Consider the following 19,844-nt stretch of genomic DNA (forward strand, 5'->3'; position numbering starts at 1 on the left):
CCACCCAAGCTACCAGCGGCCAGCGACCATGGGGGCGGGGCTGGCCCCCCCCGCCGCTCACGTGCCCGGCGTACTTCCCGGAAACACCGCCACCCGCCCCACCATGTAGGCGCAGCCGTACAGAAAGAGGGTCACGACGGGCAGCAGGCGCAGGCCCTGGCGGTGGGGGACAAGCTTGCCCCGGACAAGCACTTCCAGGACGTAGAGGCTCAGCAGGCAAAAGGCCGAGTACATCCAGTGTTCCCAGTCGCGGCTGGGGTCGGCGGGGTAGCCGTATTTGGTGACCTGCCCCTGCACTGGGGTGGCGCTGGGGACCTTGGCCCCCCCCAGGGCGAGGACAACCCCGGTCACGACCGGAATCAAAGTCAGCACCCAGGTCAGGCGCAGCCAGGCGAGAAAGCCGCCCCGAACCTCGCCCTTGAGCGCCGGGCCGAGGCTCCACAAAAACAGCACCAGGGTGGCAAGCGCGTAGGGCGTCGGGAAGAGAAAAGCCAGCCCGCTGCCGAACTGGTACCCGTGAATGAGCCGCAGCAACTCCATGCTCCGCAGCCTACCCCGAAGTGGGCCGGGAGCCGCTCGCCGCCCATTCCAACCATGCGGCGGGGGGGAGGTAGGTGCCGGGGCGCAGGGCAGCCCCGTCCGCAGCGCGGCGCAGGGTGAGGCCCGCGGGCAACCCCGCGAGCAGCACTCGCGGGCCGCTGACGGTCACGCGCAGGCCCGCCAATGCGGGGGCACCCAGCCGCCCGCCCAGGTCGGTCAGCCCCGGCGCGAGCGTGAGGGCGTGCTCGCCGTAGGGACCGCTCAGGCGCAGGGTCACCCCGTCGGCGTGCAGCGCGAGGGGCAGCCCCAGCCCCGCCACGCTTCCCAGCGGCGGATGCGGCAAGCGCACGCCTCCGGCCACCGCCAGCCCCAGTCGGGTGCCGGGGGGCACGGCTTCGCCCTCCCGCAGCCGCCGGGCACCGGCACTGACCTCCAGGTCAGCGGGCACCCGCAGCACCCGCAGCCCCCCCGCGTCCTGCGCCAGCCGCAGCCCGCTGAGGTGCGGCACCCGCGCAAGCTGCCCCAGGTCAAAGGGGGCGTCCAGCGGCGCGGCGAGGGGCCGCCGACTCCCCTCCCCCAACAGCCACAGGGCGAGGTCGGGGGTGTACTCCAGCCCCGTAACGGCGGCGGGGGCCGGATGAGCGGGCGGCGGCGGGGGCGCGGCGCGGCGCGGGCGGCGGCCCACCCCCCACAGGCCGCCCCCCACCAGAACCGCGAGCGCGAGGCCCAGCCCCGCCCAAACGGCCCACCCGGCCCTCGCCGGAGCCTGAGCTGCGCCCGCCGCCGTCACGGGCGCGAGAGCAAAGGCCTGCCCGCCCACGAGGAGCTGGGGCACCCCGGCCTGCCCCGCCCCCGCCGCCAGGGTGAGCCGCACGGCCACCTCGCGGCTGCCGGCAGAACTCAGAACCTCCCCCGCCAGGCCGCTCGGCAAGCGCAGGCCTAGGGCCTCCCGCGCCGCCCCCGCGGGCAAGCGGTAGCGCAGGGTGACCTGCTCGCCGGGCCGCAGGTGGCGGTCTGCGCCGGGGTTCAGCCACAGCAGCCCTCCCGCCGGGGCCATGGGCATGGGCAAGCGGGAGGCCGTCCCCGCCGCCGTCGTCTCGCCCCCCCCTCCCAGCCACAGCAGCACCCGCCGGGGCAGACCGCCCACTTCTGGGGCTGGGGCACACAGCAGGGCCGGGGTGCCGGGAGTCACCCCTCGCCCCACGCGCAGGGCGGCCTCTCCCCCCTCCACCGCCGGGCGAGCGAGGCTGACCCCAGCGGGTGCCTCCAGGGTGAGGGGGGTGCCGTCCGGCCAGGGCAGGGGGAGGCGGGCGGGGTCGGTCACCGTGCGCAGGCCCGTCCCCGGAGCGACCCGCGCAAGCACGGGCACCTCGCCCACGGGCAGGCTGACCCCCTGGGCGTAGCCGCTCGCCCGCAGCGCCTCCTGCGCGCCGGGGGGCAGGGGCGTGCCCAGCGCCACGTAGTGCAGCGTATCGAGCGGCCCCCGCCCCCCGAAGGCCGCGAGCGCCCGCGCCGGGGTCCAGTCGGGTGCGGGGTCGTTGTCGGTGCCGTCGGTGAGGACGAGAACGGTGGTGAGGAAGTCTCCGGCCCGCAGCGGCGCGAGGCCCTCGCCCAAGCTGCGGTAGAGGTAGGTGTTGCGCCCATCGGCCCGCAGCGCCGCGAGGTCGGTGTTCCAGCGGGAGCGCTCGGCGGGAAGGTCATAGCCCCGGCGCGAGCGCAACCCCTGGTCAAAGGTCAGGAGTTCTATCCGGTCAGGCTGCTCGCTGCGGACATAGTCGTTCACCGCCGCTTTGACCCGCCCGAAGATGTCCGCCTGCCCGTCCCCGATGCCGCGCATAGAGCCGCTGGTGTCCAGGACGAAGACCACGCGGGTGCGGGTGGGGGGAGCACCCGGCAGACGGCACTGCTGCGGCGGCAGCGCGGCGGGCAGGCGCTGCAAGGTCACGCGGGGAGGGGCCTCCACCCCGCCCTGCGCGAGGCCAGGAGCAGGCAGCCCCACGAGCAGGGCGAGCAGGGCGGCGGGAGACAGACGCATGCGGCCCCATTGTGCCCGCTGAAAGCGGGGGGCGTCCAACCGGGCCGCTCCTGCCCCCCCTGCCCCTCCCGGCCCAACTCCCCACCCCCGGTTACGCCCTATGCGTAATCCATTTGACCCGTTTCAAGTCGGGGAGTATACTGCGGAGACCTTCGGGGGCGCACCCAGCGCCCGTTTTTTCCGAATCGACCCCTCAAGCTCAGCACTTGTCCCCGCGGGGGCAATGCCAGGAGGACCATGACGCAGACTCCCACCTATGACGCCAGCTCCATCTCGATTCTCAAGGGGCTGGAGGCCGTGCGCAAGCGCCCCGGCATGTACGTACAGGGCGGCACCGGCATTGACGGTTACCACCAACTGCTCACCGAAATCATCGACAACGCCATCGACGAGGGCCTCGGCGGGTTTGCCGATGAGGTGCACGTCATCATGCACGCTGATGGCTCGGCCACCGTCACCGACAACGGGCGCGGCATTCCTGTCGACATCATGAAGTCCGAAAACCGCCCCGCCATCGAGGTGATTTTTACCGAGCTGCACGCGGGCGGGAAGTTCGGCGGCGGCGCGTATAAGGTGTCGGGCGGCCTGCACGGGGTGGGCAGCAGCGTCGTGAACGCGCTCTCGACGTATCTCGACGTGACCGTCAACAAGGGCGGTCAGCTGTACCACATTCGCTTCGAGAAGGGCGCGGTCGTCACGCCGCTGGAGGTGCTGGGCCAGACGCCCCCGGACGTGCGCTGGTCCACCAAGGTCACCTTTCACCCCGACCCCACGGTCTTTACCGAATTCGAGAACAAGTTTAACTACGACCGCATTCGGGGCCGCCTGCGCGAACTCGCTTACCTGACGGGCCTCAAAATCGTCGTGCGCGACGAACGCACCGAGCTGCACGCCGGGGAGGTGCGCGAGGAAGTCTTTTTCGAAAAGGGCGGCATCGCCAACTTTGCCCGTGCGCTGGTCACCGACGACACCAAGTTGCTGTATGACCAACCCATCGTGATGCGCGGCACCCACCTGGATGTGGAGGTCGAGGTCGCGTTTATCCACGCGAACACCTACTCCAGTGACAACATCCTGACCTACGCGAACATGATTCGCACCCGCGACGGCGGCACGCCCCTCACCGGCTTCAAGACCGCCTACACGCGCATCCTGAACAAGTACGCCAAAGACAAGAGCCTCATCAAGGCCGGCAACCCGGTTCCCAGCGGTGACGACCTGCTCGAAGGCATCTACTGCGTCGTCAGCGTCAAGCTGGGCGAGCCGCAGTTCGAGTCGCAGGCGAAGGTCAAGCTGCTGAACTCGGAGGCCCAGACCGCCGTGAACGCCATCGTGGGCGAGAAGTTTGCGGAGTTCCTGGAGGAAAACCCCAAGATTGGCAAGACCATCGTGGAAAAGGCCGCCGAGGCCGCCCGTGCCCGCGAGGCTGCCCGCAAGGCCCGCGACATCGTCCGGAGAAGCAACCCCCTGGAAAACGACGACCTGCCCGGCAAGCTGGCCGACTGCTCCTCGCAGGACCCCGCCGAGTCCGAGCTGTTCATCGTGGAGGGCATCTCGGCGGGGGGCTCGGCCAAGGGGGGCCGCGAGCGGCGCTTTCAAGCCATCTTGCCCCTGCGCGGCAAAATCCTGAACGTCGAGAAGGCCGAGCTGAACAAGATTCTCAAGAACGCCGAGATTCGGGCGCTCATCGGCGCGATTGGCGCGGGCGTCGAGGGCACCGGGGACCGGATGCACTTTGACCTCTCCAACCTGCGCTACCACAAAATCATCATCATGACCGACGCGGACATGGACGGCGGCCACATCGCTACCCTGCTGCTGACCTTTTTCTACCGCTACATGCGCCCGATTGTCGAGCAGGGCTACCTCTACATCGCGCAGCCGCCCCTCTACCGCATCACGGTGGGCCGCGAGAAAAAGGGCACCTACCTCTACACCGAAGAAGAACTCAAAGAACACGTTGCCCGCGCCAACAAGGAAGGCAAGAAGTACGAGATTCAGCGCTTCAAAGGGCTGGGCGAGATGAACGCCGACCAGCTCTGGGACACCACCATGAACCCCGAAACGCGGGCGCTGAAGCAGGTCAAGGTGGAAGACCTGATGCTGACCAACGAGGTCTTCGAGGACCTGATGGGGTCGGAAGTCGCTCCGCGCAAGAAGTTCATTCAGGACAACGCCCGCTTCGCCGAAATCAGCGTGTAAGCGGAAAAGGGACCGAAGAAGCCCGCCCCCACCCCACGGGGCGCGGGCTTTTTCCTGGCTACCCCCGCCCCGCCGCCCACTCCACGAACGCCACCAGGTCCGCGTGCTGCCGCTCCAGGCTGGGGCGGTTGACGTACATCATGTGCCCGGCCTCGTAAAAGACCTCGCGGATATTCCCGCGCAGGCTGGGGTCGAGGCCGAGATGGTCGAGCGTGTGCCGGGTCGCGTGGTACGGCGTGGCGAAGTCGAAGTAGCCCGACGCGACCAAGACCTTGAGGTGCTCGTTTTGGTGCATGGCCTTGCGGAGCGTGTCCGAGACGCGCACGTGCTTGTTCTCGAACTCCCCGTAGCTCCAGGGGCGCACCCGCGCCGTCAGAATCTCGTAGGGGAGGTCGGACTCGAAGCCCAGCTCGGCGCGGACGTAGTGGTTCATCGCCGCCGTGTATGGCCCCAGGATGGCGCTGAGGCTGGGGTCGTACTCGCTGGCCTCACCGCCGGAGTCGCGGTCGAGGCCGGTAAAGCGGCTGTCGAGGCGGCCCACCGTGCGCCCCTCACCCCGCAGCAACTCCTTGCAGAAGCGGGCCAGGGGGACGCGCAGGGTATTGCGGAGGACGAAGGCTGGGTCCAGCCCGGTGAGTGCCCCGTAGCGCTCGGCCACCGCCCGCTGTTCTCCCTCGGAGAGCCGCGCTCCGGCGTGCAGGGCGCGGGCGTAGTCGCCGTCCGCGAAAGCCTCGGCTTCTCGGAGCACGTCGGCCAGGGCGCGGTCACCGCCCAGCTTGCCGTGATACCAGGCCGTCGCGGCGGCGGTGGGCAGGTGGACGATGTACGGGAGGTCGTGCCCCGGCGTGAAGTCCACCGTGGCAAAGTCGAGGATGGCGCTGACCAGCATGAGGCCGTTCAGGAACATCCCGTGCCGCTCCTGGAGGTACCCGCTGAGGCCCGCCGCCCGCGTGGTGCCGTAGCTCTCGCCGACCAGGAACTTGGGGCTGAGCCAGCGCCCGGCGCGGCTGGTCCACAGCCGGATGAAGTCGCCCACCGACTCGATGTCCTTGCCAAAGCCGTGGAAGTCGCCGGGCTTCTCGCCCTCCGTGACCCGCGAGTAGCCCGTGCTGACCGGGTCGATGAACACCAGGTCCGAGTGCGTGAGCAGGGTGAACTCGTTGTCGGTGAGGTCGTAGGGCGGCCCGGTCAGCGCCCCCGCGTCGCCCATGACCACCCGGCGCGGCCCCAGCAAGCCGAGGTGCAGCCACACCGAGGAGCTGCCGGGGCCACCGTTGAAGCTGAAGGTGACGGGCCGGGTGCGCGGGTCGTGCTCGCCGTCCAGCGCATAGGCCACGAAAAAGACGCGGGCGCGGGGCTTCAGGCCCTCGGACTTGCCGTCCTTCGCGTGCTTTTCCTCGGCCAGCACCATCGTCCCCGCCGTGACGGTGTAGGCCAGCTCGCGGCCCCCCACCGTGACGCGGTGGCGGGTGACGCTGACCTCATCCTGGGGGGTGTCACCGTCGGGGCGGTCCTTGTCTCCGGTGCGGACCTTGACCCGCACTTCGGTGCCCGGCTCGGTCGCCTGCCTCTCGTGTTCGTCGCTCATGGGTGGGGTAGTTCTAGCGCGTGGGGCCGCCGCTGCTCTCGACTACCCGAAATACCCCAGTAGGTCAATCAAGGTCCGCGCGTAGTCGTCCGGCCTCAGCCCCCGCTTTTCCACCTTCACCGAGGGCGGGAAGGTCGTCACCTCCGTCCGGTGGGGGAAACGCTTGAGGCCGGGCGCGTCGTAGTCGAGGCTCTTGTAGGCAAAGGTGATTTGCAGGTGCGTCATCGTCTCCCCGATGCTCAGGGCGCGCTTGGCGACGGCGGTCAGGCGCAGCTTGGCAAGGTCGATGAAGTTCTGGACCTCCGGGGTGGGCGGACCGTACTTCTTGCGCAGGTCGCGCTCGACCCGGCTGACCGCCTGGAGGGTCCGCGCCTCGGAGAGCCGCCCGTAGGTGGCGATGCGCTCTTCCTCGTTGCCGCCGAAATAGTCGGGCGTGAGGCGGGCGTTGACCGGCAGGTCGATGGAGACGGCGGCGGGCGGCTCCAGCTTCTCGCCCTTGAGCTTGGCGACCGCCTGCGCGAGCATCTCGGTGTACACGTCGATGGAGACGGCCTGCACATGCCCGTGCTGCTCCTCGCCCAGGATGTTGCCCACCCCGCGAATCTCCATGTCCTTTTCGGCGAGGAGGTGTCCGCTGCCCAGGTCTTGCAGGTCGGCAATCGCCCACAGCCGCCGCTGGGCGTTCTCGGTGAGGCGCGGCGGGTAGAAGAGGTAGGCATAGGCGGTCTGCTGCCGCCGTCCGACCCGGCCCCGGAGCTGGTAGAGCTGCGCGAGGCCGAGGCGGTCTGCCCGCTCAATCAGGATGGTGTTCGCCTCCGGGATGTCCAGGCCCGTCTCCACGATGGTCGTGGAAATCAGCACGTCGAAGGCCCCCTCCGCAAAGCCCAGCATGATTTCTTCCAGCTCCTCTTCGTTCATGCGCCCGTGGGCGACGCCGATGCGGGCTTCGGGCACGAGATTCCGCAGGTACAGGCTCCTGGCCCCGATGGACGCGATGCGGTCATGGATATAAAAGACCTTGCCCCCGCGCTCGATTTCGCTAAGAACCGCGTCGCGCACCGTGCTGGGGTCGAAGGGAGCAAGCACCGTCTGGATGGGCTTGCGGCCCTTGGGGGGCGTCTGGATGCTGCTCATGTCGCGCAGGCCCACCATGCTCATGTAGAGGGTGCGCGGGATGGGCGTGGCGGAGAGGGCCAGCGTGTCCACGGCCTTCATGCCCTCCGGCAGTTCGATTTTGCCGTCTTTGGGCGCGTCGGGCAGGCCGCGCAGGGCACGCAGCTTCTCCTTCTGGCCCACCCCAAAGCGGTGCTCCTCGTCGACGATGATGAGGCCGAGGTCCTTGAAGACGATGTCGCCGGAGAGCAGGCGGTGGGTGCCGATGAGGATGTCCACCTTGCCCTGGGCGAGGTCGCCCAAAATCGCCTTCGCCTGCTTGTCCCCGGTAAAGCGCGACAGACCCTCCACCCGCACGGGCAGGTTTTTGAAGCGCTCCACGAAAGTGGAGGTGTGCTGCTCGGCAAGCAGGGTGGTGGGCACCAGCATGGCGACCTGCTTGCCGTGCCCGACGACCCGGTGCGCGGCCCGCAGCGCGACCTCCGTTTTGCCGAAGCCCACGTCGCCGGAAATCAGGCGGTCGGCGGGAATGGGGCGCTCCAGGTCGGCCATCGTCTCCCGCAGGGCCGTTTTCTGGTCGGCGGTCAGCTCGTACTGAAAGTTTTGCTCGACCTGCGCGTCCCATTCGGGCAGGGGTGGGAAGGAGTGGCCGGGCGTGACTTGCCGGGCCGCGTACTGCACGAGCAGCTTGGCCGCGACCTCCTCGGCGTTCTTGCGGGCCTTTTCCTTGGCCTTGGCCCAGTCCTTTTTGTCGAAGCTGGAGAGCACTGGGGGGTCGTCGGTGGTGCCGGGGTGCCGCCGCAGCACGGGCAGTTGCTCGATAGGGACGGCGAGGCGGGCACCCCCCCGGTATTCGAGGTTGAGGTAATCGCGGGTGACACCGAGGACCGTGCGTGTCTCCAGGCCCCGAAACTGCCCGATGCCGTGCTCCGGGTGAATGAGGTAATCCCCGACGTGCAGCCCCAGCGCGTCCGTGACGGGCTTGCCCGCCAACTTCTTGCCCCGCAGCGCCGAGCCGCCCTGAAAGCCGTAAATCAGGTCCTCGGTGAGGACCACCGTGCGGTGTTCGGGGATGGCAAAGCCCCCCTCGCCCTGCGCCCGCAAGAACCCCAGGCCGCCCTCCTCGACGCGGGGCACGCTCAGCCAGGGAATCTCGCGGGTCCCCAGCAGGCGCTCCGCGAGGTACGCGGCGGTGCGGTCGTGCCGGACGAGGACCAGCACCCGGTACCCCGCCCCGCGCCACTCGGCCACGTCGCGCTCCAGGTCAGAGAGGCGGGCGCGGTAGAAGGGCAGCGCCTGAAGGCCGAGGTCGTAGTCGGTCAGCTCCAGCGGGGCGCGGCCAAAGGACGTGACCTCGCGCCCGCGCAGCCGGGGCCACAGGGTGTCCGTGAGCGGCCCCAGCGCCGAAGCGTAGAACTCCGGCGCATCGAGAAAGACGCGGCCCGGCAGCAGCTCCAGGCGGGTAGCCTCCCATTTCACGTCGGTGAGGTAGTCGGCGGTGGGTTCCAGGGTGAACTCGCGGAGTTTCTCGCCCGTCAGCTCGCCCGCTCCCAGGCGGCGCAGGGTGTCCAGTTCGTCCCCGAAGAACTCGGCGCGGAGGGTGAGAGCCTCGCTGCCCGCCGGGACGCCCGCCCCCGGCAGCAGCCGCAGCTCCAGCGTATCGCCGCGCAGCAGGTAGCCCGCCTCCTCGTCGTCCGGGTCCGCAAGGCGCTCGTAGCCCAGGCGCTCCAGCCGGGCGAGCAGCTCCTCGCGGGGGTAACTCTCCCCTACCCGCAGGGCGAGGGCGTGGTCTTCGGGATGCGCCGGAAAGAGGTCAAGGGCCGTATTCACGTCCAGCACGACGTGTTCGTGTTTGTTCGCCCACTCACCCAGCCCCGGATTGACCGACACGGGTGCCCCCAGCGTCCCCGCCGTGGCGTAGCTCGCCAGGCGGTCGGGGGTGGTGAGCAGCACGGCAGGACCGGGGTGGGCGGCAAAGAGGGCGGCGCGGGCCACCTGCGGCAGCAGCAGCACGTTTCCGACCGGCGCGGTCGGCATCAGTCTGGAGAGGTTGGGGGCGGCGACCGTCACCGGGAGATTGTACGCGGGGCCGCGTCCCCGGAGGGGAAGGGAAGGAACGGTCGGGAGGGAGGCTCGCCCTACCGCCCCGCCCGGCACCCCGTCAGCAGCGCCCGCGTCTGCCCCGTGTCCGTGCCCACAAAGGTGCTCAGGGTGGCCTCGCCCTGATGCTCCCACCACTCCAGGCCGCCGCGTGCCCCCTCCGGCCCGGCCAGGCTGGCGTAGCGGGCACCGCTGGCACTGAGGGCCTCGGCCAGGCCATACTGCCGCCCGCGCCAGGTCAGCACGACGAAGGTGGGACCACCCCGGCGGAAGGTGGCGTAAGTGGCGCTGATTCTCTGCCCGCCGCCGCAGGTGTAGTGCAAGGTGCGCGACGTGCCGGATGCGGGAGGGCCGCCCCCCGCGGCAGCGACCGGGGTGAGGGCGAGAAGCGTCATGGCCGCTGCTGCAAATTTCATGGCCGCAGGATACGGGCTGGGAGGCACCTGCCCATACAGATTACAAATATGGTCAACTTCTCTGCTACGCTTTGTTGGATGAAGCGGACCCTCTTCCCTTTCCTGGCGCTCACCCTGGCCGCGAGCACGGCGCAGGCGCAGCAGGCCAAAGAACTTCGTCTGGGGGTCTTCCCCAATGTCACGCACGCCGCCGGGCTGGTCGGCATTCAGCGGGGCTTCTTCCAGAAGGAACTGGGAGGCGTCAAGCTGGTCGTCAAGGAGTTTGCGAATGGCTCGCAAATCAACGAGGCGTTCGCGGCGGGGGCCATCGACGCCGCCTACGTCGGCCCTGGCCCGGCGATGAACGCCTTTATGCGCGGGGTGCCCATTCAGGTGGTCGCGGGGGCGGCGAACGCGGGCGCGGTGCTCGTGGGGCGGGGGGACAGCGGCATTCGGGGAGTGAAGGGGCTGGCGGGCAAGAAGGTCGCCGTGCCGACGCGCGGCTCGACCCAGGACATCAGCCTGCGCCACCTGCTGCACGAGAACGGCCTGAAGGCCACCGACGAGGGCGGCAACGTCACCATCGTGCCCATCGACCCGGCGAACATGCCCGCCGCCTTTGCCACCAAGCAGGTGGATGCCGCCCTCGTGCAAGAACCCTGGGGGGCCATCATGGAGTCGCAGGGAGCCAGGCTCATCGCCAATGAAAAGGCCATCTGGGAGGGCGGCAACTACACCACTACCGTCCTCGTCGTGAACACCCGCTTCGCCGCGCAGAATCCTGAAATCGTCAAGGACCTGCTGCGTGGGCACCTCGCGGCCATCACCTTCATCAAAAAGAGCAACGCCGGAGCGCAAAAGGCCATCGCGGACCAGATTCAGGCCTTTACCGGCAAGCGGCCCAATACGGCGGAGCTGTTCAAGGCCCTTTCCCGCACCAAGGTCACCTGGGACATCAACCTCAAGACCCTGGCCGAGTACGCGCAGCTCAACAAGGAGGCGGGCTTTGCGCGGGACGTGCCGGACCTGAGCCGCTTCGTGGACCTCAGCGTGATTCGCGGCCTGGCGAAGTAAGAGCGGCCAGCTTTCAGCCACTCGCAACAGCCCCGGCGTCACGGCTAAGGCTTTCGTCCGGCGGGTCGCTGGGGGCTGGGAGCTGGCCGCTACACTACCCCCATGACCGGACCCAAAAAAGGCTCCAGGGGCCGAACGCCCAAACGCAATACCGCGCAGGGACGCGGCGGCATCACCCGCGACGCCTCCCGTCCTGCCCGCGAGCCGGGGGGACGGACGCAGGAGACACAAACCGCCCGCCCCCAGGGCCGCAGCGCCCTTTCCAGCACCAATCCCGCCCGCCGCAAGCCAGGCGAACGCAGCGAAGGCCGGGGGGGCAGCGAGCGGCCCTTCCAACCGGGTTCGGGGCGTAAGGCTCCCCCGAAGGTCATGCGGGCAGGCGGCGCGGGCGGCGGCACAAAGCCCCTGCCTGACCTCAAGCGGGTGCAGCTCGACGCGCCGGACCCGGACACCGTCTTTCGCGACCGCGACGGCGAGCGGCTGACCTTCCCCGACAGTGCCCTCAAACGGGTCGCCGCCCGCATCCTGACGGGGAAGAACAAGGCGTGGCGCTACCGGGCGTTTCCCTTTCCCCTTTTTACCGACCGGGGCGGCGAGCAGTCCTTTTACTTTGACTTCTATATCTACGACGCCGAGGACTCGGTCATTCGGCTGATTCTGGTCGTGCCCTTCGAGTCGCGTGAGGTCTGGGACCGGGTGGGGCGCTTCAAGCGGCAGTACCCGATGTACCGGTATGAACTGTGGACGCCGGAGCGGCTCGCGCAACTGGAGCGGCCACGGGCGCAGTTGGGGTTTTAGGCAGGCACCCTTTTCCCCCCGCAGGATGTAGACCGCGGTCCAGAAGGAACGGCAGACTTCTGCTAACGTTGCGGGCAGCCGGGGGCGGTGACCCGGCGGCGACCCTGCTCTCTCGCCCCGCACGCGGGGAAGAAGCGCTTCGCCGCAGGGCCGCCGCCCCTCTTTCCGCGCCTCCGCTGGCGCAGGGAAAAGCGGCCAGAAGCTTTGAGACCCGACCCTATGACGATGACTGACCTTCCCCCGACCAAGTCCGCTTTGCTGCGGCCCGGCAGCCCCTATCCTCTGGGGGCCACCTGGGACGGCAAGGGCACCAACTTCGCTCTTTACTCTGAAAACGCGACGGGCGTAGAGCTGTGCCTCTTTGACGAGGCGGGCACCGAGACGCGCGTGCCCCTGCGGGAGCAGACCGCCTTCGTGTGGCACGGCTACCTGCCGGGCGTGGGGCCAGGCCAGCGCTACGGCTACCGCGTGCACGGCGAATATGCCCCCGAAAAGGGCCTGCGCTTTAATCCCAACGTGGTCTTGCTCGACCCCTATGCCAAGGCCCTCGACGGGGTCGAGCGGCACGACCGGGGCCTGCTGGCCTACCGGGACGGGGACGACCTCCAGATGGAGACGCGGGAGCAGCGGGGCGCTCCGCTGGGCATCGTCATCGACCCCCTCTTCAACTGGGTGGGCGACGTCAAGCCGAACATTCCCTTTCACCAGTCGGTGATTTACGAGACGCACGTGCGCGGCCTCACCATGACGCACCCCGACGTGCCCGAAGCCCTGCGGGGCACCTACGCGGGCGTGGCGACCGAACCCGTGCTGCGCTACCTGCGCGACCTCGGCATCACGGCGGTCGAGTTCTTGCCGGTCCATCAGCATGTGGACGACGGCTTTCTGTTGGGCAAGGGCCTGAGCAACTACTGGGGCTATTCCACCCTGAACTTTTTCGCGCCGGAGGTCCGCTACTCGGCGGCGGCGCGGCGCGGGGACCCGGCGGGGGCCGTGCCGGAGTTCAAGAACATGGTCCGGGCGCTGCACGACGCGGGCATCGAGGTCATCCTCGACGTGGTGTACAACCACACCGCGGAAGGCAACCACCTGGGGCCGACGATGAGCTTCAAGGGCATCGACAACCCGACCTATTACCGCCTGGTGGCGGACAACCCGCGCTTTTACTTCGACTACACGGGCACGGGCAACTCCCTGAACGTGCGCCACCCCCAGACCCTGCAACTCATCATGGATTCGCTGCGCTACTGGGTCACCGAGATGCACGTGGACGGCTTCCGCTTTGACCTCGCCTCCACGCTGGCCCGCGGGCTGCACGAGGTAGACCAGCTTTCGGGCTTTTTCACCATCATCCATCAGGACCCGGTGATTTCGCAGGTTAAGCTCATTGCCGAGCCGTGGGACGTCGGCGAGGGCGGCTATCAGGTCGGCAACTTCCCGGTGAACTGGGCCGAGTGGAACGGCATCTACCGCGACGATATGCGGGCCTTTTGGAAGGGCGAGGGCGGCCTGGCCTCCGAAATCGGCTACCGCCTGACCGGCAGCAGCGACCTCTACCAGCGCGACGGACGCAAGCCGTACGCCTCCATCAACTTCGTGACCGCCCACGACGGCTTTACCCTGCGCGACTCGGTGACCTACGAGCAGAAGCACAATGAGGCCAACGGCGAGGGCAACGCCGACGGGCATAACCACAACCTGACCTGGAACTGCGGCATCGAGGGCGAAACCGATGACCCGGAGGTCAACCGCCTGCGCGCGCAGCAGCAGCGCAACTTCCTGGCGACCCTGCTGCTGAGCCAGGGCACCCCGATGCTGCTCGGCGGCGACGAAATCGGGCGCACCCAGCGGGGCAACAACAACGCCTACTGCCAGGACAACGAACTCAGTTGGTACGACTGGCAGAACATCGACGCTGACCTGCTGGCCTTTACCCGCCGCCTCATCCGGCTGCGCAAGGCCCACCCCGCTCTGCACCGCCGCAAGTTCTTTTCGGGGCGGACCATCCGCGGCGAGGACGTGCGTGACATCGTGTGGCTGCGCTACGACGGTCATGAAATGAGTGACGAAGACTGGAACAACCCTCAGACCCAGTCGCTCGGCATGTTCCTCGACGGCGACGGCCTCGATGACGTGGACGCCGAAGGCCGCCCCCTGAAGGACGACGACCTTTTGCTGCTGCTCTCGGCCTCGCACATCGACCTGCCCTTCCGCCTGCCCGCCCTGGACGGCTGCCCGCAGTGGGAACTGCTGCTCGACACCACCGACGACGGGGCACGCGAGCGCCTTGCCGCCGGGGAGGAAACGACCCTGCGGGCGCGGAGCGTGAAGCTCTACCGCTGCGTGCGGGAGTAGGCCCGCAGGGGGCGGGGGCATATCCTCCCCACCGCAGCCACTGTGCCGGGAGCGACGCCGGAGCTTTACCCCACGCTCATCGCCTGCCCAGCCCCGGCTCCTAGCCTGACGCGTTCGCCGCATTCCCCGGTGCGGGGGCGGCCCGAAAGGAGTTCCATGCGTCCACCCCTTCCCAGTGCCCCGGCGGGGGCGCGGTCCCCGGTCCCGGCTCCCCGCTTGGGGGCCGAACTCCTGCCGAGTGGGCAGGAAACCCGCTTTCGCGTCTGGACGACCACCGCCCAGGAAGTGGCCGTCCGCATAGGCACCCAGGACTACCCCCTCACCGCCCTGGGGGACGGCCTGTTTGAGGTCACCCTGCCCGTGGGCGCGGGCACCCGTTACAGGTTCGTGCTCGGCGGGCAGGCTTATCCCGACCCCTATGCCCGCTTTCTGCCGGACGGGGTGCACGGGGAGGCGGAGGTGGTCGACCCCCACGCCTATGAGTGGCAGCACCCCAGCTGGCGCGGCCTGCCGCTCGAAGGGTGCGTGTTCTACGAGCTGCACATCGGCACCTTCACCCCGGAAGGCACCTACCGGGCGGCGATGGAGGGGCTGCCAGAGCTGGCCGCGCTCGGCGTGACGGCGCTTCAGGTCATGCCGCTGGCGGCCTTTCCCGGCTCGCGGGGATGGGGCTACGACGGGGTGGCCTTGTATGCCCCCTACGCGCCCTATGGCCGCCCGGAGGACCTCAAGGCCTTTGTGGACGCGGCGCACGGGCTGGGGCTGGCCGTCTTTCTCGACGTGGTGTACAACCACTTCGGGCCGGACGGCAACTTCCTCGGTGTCTACAGTCCGGGGTACTTCACCGAGCGCTTTCACACCCCCTGGGGGGCGGGGCTGGATTACGCCGAACCTCACATGCGCCGCCTGATAACGGACAACGCCCGGACGTGGCTGCACGAGTACCGCCTGGACGGGCTGCGGCTGGACGCCACCCAGGAGATGCAAGACGACTCTCCGGTGCACATCCTGCGCGAGCTGGCCGACCGGATTCACGAGCTGGGCGGCACCAAGGTGCTGCTCGCCGAGGACTACCGCAACCTGCCGGAACTCATTACCGAAATGCACCTCGACGGCCTGTGGGTGGACGACTTTCACCACGTCATGCGGGTGACCCTGACCGGGGACCGCGACGGCTACTACCAGCATTACCAGGGCGGGGCAGCGGCGCTCACGCAGGTGCTGAGCCGCGGCTGGGTGTATGAGGGCCAGCACTGGGCGGAGTGGGACGGGCCGCGCGGGAAGCCCGCCGACGCGCTGGAGGCCCCCTCCTTCGTGTACTTCATCCAAAACCACGACCAGGTGGGCAACCGGGCGGTGGGTGACCGGATTCACCACCTCCAGCGCGTGACGCCCGCGATGTACCGGGGGGCGTCCACCCTGCTGCTGACCCTGCCCATGACCCCGCTGCTCTTTCAGGGGCAGGAGTGGGCGGCGTCCAGCCCCTTCCCCTTTTTCAGCGACCACCACGGCGAGCTGGGGCGGCTGGTGTCCGAGGGCCGCAAGCGCGAGTTCGGGCACTTCGAGGGCTTTTCCGGAGAGGACGTGCTCGACCCGCAGGCCGAAGAAACCTTCCGGCGGGCGAAGCTCGACTGGAATGAACGCGGGGCGGGCGAACACGCCCGGACGTTAGAGCTGTACCGTACCCTGCTGCGCCTGCGCCGCGAAGACCCGGTGCTGCGGGGCCGCGAGCGCCGCACCCTGACCGCTGGACACGCCGGGGACGTGCTGTGGGTGCGGCGGGTCACGGACGCGGGCGAACGGGTGCTGCTGTGGAACGTGGGCTGGGAGGCGGTGGGCGCTGCCAGCTTGGCCCTCCCCTTCCCGCTTCCGCCCCGGACCCTCCTCCACTCGGAGGGCCGCCCTGACCCCCGCCTGGAGCGCGGCGAGGCCCTCCTGCTAGGGTCGGAGGGATGACCGACCCCCACATGCCCCACGCCACCAGCCCCGTGCCCTCCTCCACCTATCGCCTCCAGCTTCACGCGGGGTTTGACTTCGCCGCCGCCCGCCGGGTGCTGCCCTATCTCGCCCGGCTGGGGGTGACCCACGTGTACCTTTCTCCGGTCTGGACGAGTACGCCGGGGTCCACGCACGGCTACGACGTGACCGACCACACCTCGGTGAACCCGGCCCTGGGCGGCGAGGCGGGGCTGCGGCGGCTCGCGGCGCGGGCGCAGGAGCTGGGGCTGGGCCTCATCGCGGACTTCGTGCCCAACCATATGGGCATCGCGGGTGGGCACAACCCCTACTGGGAGGACGTGCTCACCCACGGACAGGCGAGCCGCTACGCCCATTTCTTTGACATTTCCTGGCATCCCCTCAAGCGGGCGCTGGAAAACAAAGTGCTGCTGCCCGTGCTGGGGGACCAGTACGGGCGGGTGCTGGAACGGGGCGAACTCGCGCTGGGCCACGAGGGGGGCGTCTTTTTTCTGACCTACTGGGAGCGCCGCTTTCCGGTCTCGCCGCGCACGCTGGCGGGGCCGCTGACCCGGCTCGCGGCGGAGGTGCGGGGCCGCCTCCCGGAGGCCGAGCACGCTGAACTCGCTTCGGTGGCGCGGGCGGCGGCGAACCTTCCCCCCTCCACGAGTGCCGACCTCACCGACGAAGACCGCCTCGCGCGGGCGCAGGAGTCTTCGGTCATCACCCGGCGGCTGGGGGCGTTGGCGGAGGCGTCGCGTGCGGTGCGGGCCGCGCTGGGCCGGATGGTGGCGGAGACGAACGCCGACCCCGCCCGGCTCGACGCCCTGATTCAAGACCAGAACTACCGCCTCGCCTCCTGGCGGGTGGCCGCCGAGCAAATCAACTACCGCCGCTTTTTTGACATCAATGACCTCGCCGCGCTGCGGATGGAAGACCCCCGCGTCTTTGAGTGGGCGCACGCCAAGCTCTTCGAGCTGATTGGCGACGGGGTTCTTCAGGGGGTGCGCCTCGACCACACCGACGGCCTGTACGACCCCGCCGGGTACTTTGTGGCCCTGGCGCGGGGGGCGGCGCGGGCGCTGGGGCGCGAGTGGGAACCGGGCGAGCCTCCCCCCGTGTACGTGGTCGCCGAAAAGATTCTGGAACCCGGCGAGGGGCTGCCCGAAACCTGGGCGATTCACGGCACGACCGGATACGACTTTCTCGCCCAACTGAACGGCGTCTTTGTGGACGGGGCCAGCGAAGACGAGGTCACGGCGATTTACCGCCGCTTTACCGGGGACCGGGACACGTACGGCGAGCACCTCTACCGGGGCAAACACCTCATCCAGCGCGTCTCGCTGCCCGGCGAGGTGAACGTGCTCGCCGAGCACCTGGAGCGGCTGGCCGAGGCGGACCTCAGATTCCGCGATTTCACCCTCAGCGGGCTGCGCGAGGTTATCCGCGAGACGATTGCCGCCTTTCCCGTCTACCGCACCTATGTCCGCGAAGACGGCACCCGCGAACCCGGCGACGACGCCAAGATTGCCCGCGCCATCCGCGACGCGAAGGCGCACCGAGCGGCGGCGGGCCGCGACCTCGACCCCAGCCTCTTCGATTTTCTGGAAGCGGTGCTGAGGCTGGACGCCCCGGACGAGCAAGGGCGCGAGCGCTACGCGGGCTTCGCGCTGAAGTTCCAGCAGCTCACTGGGCCGGTGACCGCGAAGGGGGCCGAGGACACCGCCTTTTACCGCTATGCCCGGCTGCTCTCGCTGAACGAGGTGGGCGGCGACCCGGCCCTCTACGGCACCCCGCCGGAAGCCTTTCACCGGGACGCGCAGGCCCGCGCGGGGCGGTGGCCCCACGCCTTGCTCGCGGGGTCCACCCACGACACCAAACGCGGCGAGGACACCCGCGCCCGCATCGCGGTCCTCTCGGAGCTGCCGCAGACCTGGGCGGCTTACCTCAGCGGCTGGTCCGGGCTACTGCGCGGCTTCGAGGTCGAGACGGCGACGGGCCGCGCTCCTTCGGCGCTCGACACCTACACCTTCTTGCAAAACGCGCTGGGGGCCTACCCGCTGGATGGTCGGCTGGAGGACTTCGCGGACCGCCTCGCCGCGTACATGCTCAAGGCGGCCCGCGAGGCCAAGCTGCGAACGAGCTGGGCGGCGGCAGACACCGAGTACGAGGAAGCCCTCACCGCGATGGTGCGCGGCCTGCTCGCCGAGGAGCGCTTCTCGCGGGAGCTGGCCGAGCTGCACCGCCGCATCAGTCCGTACGGGGCGCAAAATGGCCTCTCGGCAGCGCTGGTGCGCCTGACAGCCCCCGGCGTGCCCGATACCTATCAGGGGGCCGAGGGCTGGAACCAGAGCCTGGTGGACCCCGACAACCGCCGTCCGGTGGACTACGGCGGGCGCACCCGCACCCTCACACGCATCGAAAAGCGCCACGCCGAGGACCCCACCCGGCTCGCCGCCGAGCTGCTCGCCCGCTATGAGGACGGCGGGGTCAAGCTGCTGGTGACCTGGGCGGCCCTGCACACGCGCCGCGCCCACCCGGAGCTGTTCGCGGCGGGGGGCTACCGCCCTATCGGGGCCGGCAAGTACCTCCTCGCCTTTGCCCGCGAGCACGGGGATGAGGTGGCCGTCACCGTCGCCCCCCGCCTGACCTACACCCTCACCCGCGAGAAGACTCCCTGGGCGCTGGGCGAGGTCTGGGGCAACCGCCAGCTCACCCTGCCGCGCCCCGGCACCTACCGCAACGTGCTGACGGGCGAGCGCCTGCGCGTGCGCGGGGGGAAGGTGCCCGTGGCGAAGGTGCTGGAGACGTTCCCGGTGGGGCTGTTGGTGAAGGAGTAGCGGTCAGCTCTCAGCCGTCAGCCCAAGAGCAAGCCCCAGCATTCGGCTGAGGCTTTCTGCTGGCTGGCCGCTGACGACCGGAACCTTCCTCCCGCCCAGCCCGTATCCTCTCCCGTATGCAACTGACTGCCGTACGAACAGAAAACCTGGTGCGCACCTTCATGGCGCGGACGTACTCGTGGATGGCGGCGGGCCTCGCACTAACGGCGGGCGTCGCCTACCTGACGGCCCAGAACGAGGTGCTCGCCGCGCAGGTCTTCGGCTGGCGCTGGGGCCTCATCATCGCGCAGCTCGTGATTGTGTTCGCCCTGAGCGGACTGGCGCAACGTCTGCCCAGCACGGTCGCGGGGCTGCTCTTTATCGTCTACGCGGGGCTGACGGGCCTCACCTTCAGTTCGCTGCTGCTGGCCTACGACGCGGGCGCGGTGACGGCGGCCTTCCTGACCACCGCGGGCACCTTCGGGGCCATGAGCGTGGTCGGGTTCACCCTCAAAAAGGACCTCAGCGGGATGGGGCGCTTTTTCATGTTCGCGGTGATTGGCCTCTTTATCGCCCTGCTCGTCAACCTGTTTGTGGCGAGCACGGCGCTCACCCTGGGCCTGAGCATCGTCGGCGTGCTTCTCTTCGCGGGCCTGACCGCCTATGACACCCAAATGCTGCGTAACCTCGCCCTGAGCGGCGTCACGGGCGAGATGGCCGAGCGGGCCGCCATCAACGGAGCGCTCGCCCTCTACCTCGACTTCGTGAACATGTTCCTGTTCCTGCTGCGCCTGTTTGGGTTTGCGGGGGGAAGCGACGACTGAGGGGAGCTTTCAGCCGTCATCTCTCAGCGGTCAGCAAACAGAAAG

12 protein-coding genes are annotated in these 19,844 nt (G+C 69.1%); 7 read left to right on the forward strand and 5 right to left on the reverse strand.

All coding sequences use genetic code 11. The annotated features are described in order from the left end of the window. Positions 1-57 precede the first annotated feature (57 nt). Both H565_RS0100465 and H565_RS13830 read right to left on the reverse strand, forming a co-directional pair. Entirely contained in the window at positions 58-540 is a 483-nt protein-coding gene (locus H565_RS0100465; RefSeq protein WP_027459302.1) for a hypothetical protein, read from the reverse strand. A gap of 10 nt (positions 541-550) precedes the next feature. Continuing rightward, entirely contained in the window at positions 551-2,575 is a 2,025-nt protein-coding gene (locus tag H565_RS13830; RefSeq protein ID WP_034407836.1) for a vWA domain-containing protein, read from the reverse strand. Positions 2,576-2,812: 237 nt separating this feature from the next. Here H565_RS13830 and H565_RS0100475 point away from each other — a divergent pair, with 237 nt between their 5' ends. Continuing rightward, positions 2,813-4,777 carry a DNA topoisomerase subunit B gene (locus tag H565_RS0100475; RefSeq protein ID WP_027459303.1) on the forward strand — a complete coding sequence of 655 codons (1,965 nt, stop codon included), beginning with the start codon at positions 2,813-2,815 and terminating at the stop codon, positions 4,775-4,777. A gap of 58 nt (positions 4,778-4,835) precedes the next feature. On the opposite strand, the gene H565_RS0100480 is transcribed toward H565_RS0100475, so the two are convergent. The 3 genes from H565_RS0100480 to H565_RS0100490 all read right to left on the reverse strand — a co-directional run bounded on the left by H565_RS0100480 (position 4,836) and on the right by H565_RS0100490 (position 9,994). Further along, on the reverse strand, positions 4,836-6,365 hold the full coding sequence (locus H565_RS0100480; RefSeq protein WP_027459304.1) for a S10 family peptidase: 1,530 nt from the start codon (positions 6,363-6,365) through the stop codon (positions 4,836-4,838). Positions 6,366-6,407: 42 nt separating this feature from the next. Further along, on the reverse strand, positions 6,408-9,548 hold the full coding sequence (locus tag H565_RS0100485; RefSeq protein ID WP_027459305.1) for a DEAD/DEAH box helicase: 3,141 nt from the start codon (positions 9,546-9,548) through the stop codon (positions 6,408-6,410). A gap of 68 nt (positions 9,549-9,616) precedes the next feature. Next, positions 9,617-9,994 carry an MliC family protein gene (locus tag H565_RS0100490; protein ID WP_027459306.1) on the reverse strand — a complete coding sequence of 126 codons (378 nt, stop codon included), beginning with the start codon at positions 9,992-9,994 and terminating at the stop codon, positions 9,617-9,619. A gap of 78 nt (positions 9,995-10,072) precedes the next feature. Here H565_RS0100490 and H565_RS0100495 point away from each other — a divergent pair, with 78 nt between their 5' ends. From H565_RS0100495 to H565_RS0100520, 6 genes are all read left to right on the forward strand, one after another. Beyond that, positions 10,073-11,047 carry an ABC transporter substrate-binding protein gene (locus tag H565_RS0100495; protein WP_027459307.1) on the forward strand — a complete coding sequence of 325 codons (975 nt, stop codon included), beginning with the start codon at positions 10,073-10,075 and terminating at the stop codon, positions 11,045-11,047. A gap of 102 nt (positions 11,048-11,149) precedes the next feature. Continuing rightward, positions 11,150-11,845, forward strand: coding sequence for a hypothetical protein (locus H565_RS0100500; protein WP_027459308.1), 696 nt, complete (start codon positions 11,150-11,152; stop codon positions 11,843-11,845). Positions 11,846-12,070: 225 nt separating this feature from the next. Next, positions 12,071-14,200 (forward strand): glycogen debranching protein GlgX, encoded by a 2,130-nt coding sequence (gene glgX, locus H565_RS0100505; protein ID WP_034402963.1) that lies wholly within the window; start codon positions 12,071-12,073, stop codon positions 14,198-14,200. 156 nt (positions 14,201-14,356) lie between these two features. Next, positions 14,357-16,156, forward strand: coding sequence for a malto-oligosyltrehalose trehalohydrolase (gene treZ / locus H565_RS0100510; protein WP_027459310.1), 1,800 nt, complete (start codon positions 14,357-14,359; stop codon positions 16,154-16,156). After that, complete coding sequence (gene treY, locus H565_RS0100515) at positions 16,153-18,996, forward strand: malto-oligosyltrehalose synthase (protein ID WP_027459311.1); 2,844 nt, start codon at positions 16,153-16,155, stop codon at positions 18,994-18,996. The genes treZ and treY overlap by 4 nt, the downstream gene beginning before the upstream one ends. Before the next feature lie 116 nt (positions 18,997-19,112). Then, on the forward strand, positions 19,113-19,799 hold the full coding sequence (locus H565_RS0100520; protein WP_027459312.1) for a Bax inhibitor-1/YccA family protein: 687 nt from the start codon (positions 19,113-19,115) through the stop codon (positions 19,797-19,799). Positions 19,800-19,844 lie beyond the last annotated feature (45 nt).

The sequence above is a fragment of the Deinococcus murrayi DSM 11303 genome (genome assembly GCF_000482805.1).
Classification (GTDB): Bacteria; Deinococcota; Deinococci; order Deinococcales; family Deinococcaceae; genus Deinococcus; species Deinococcus murrayi.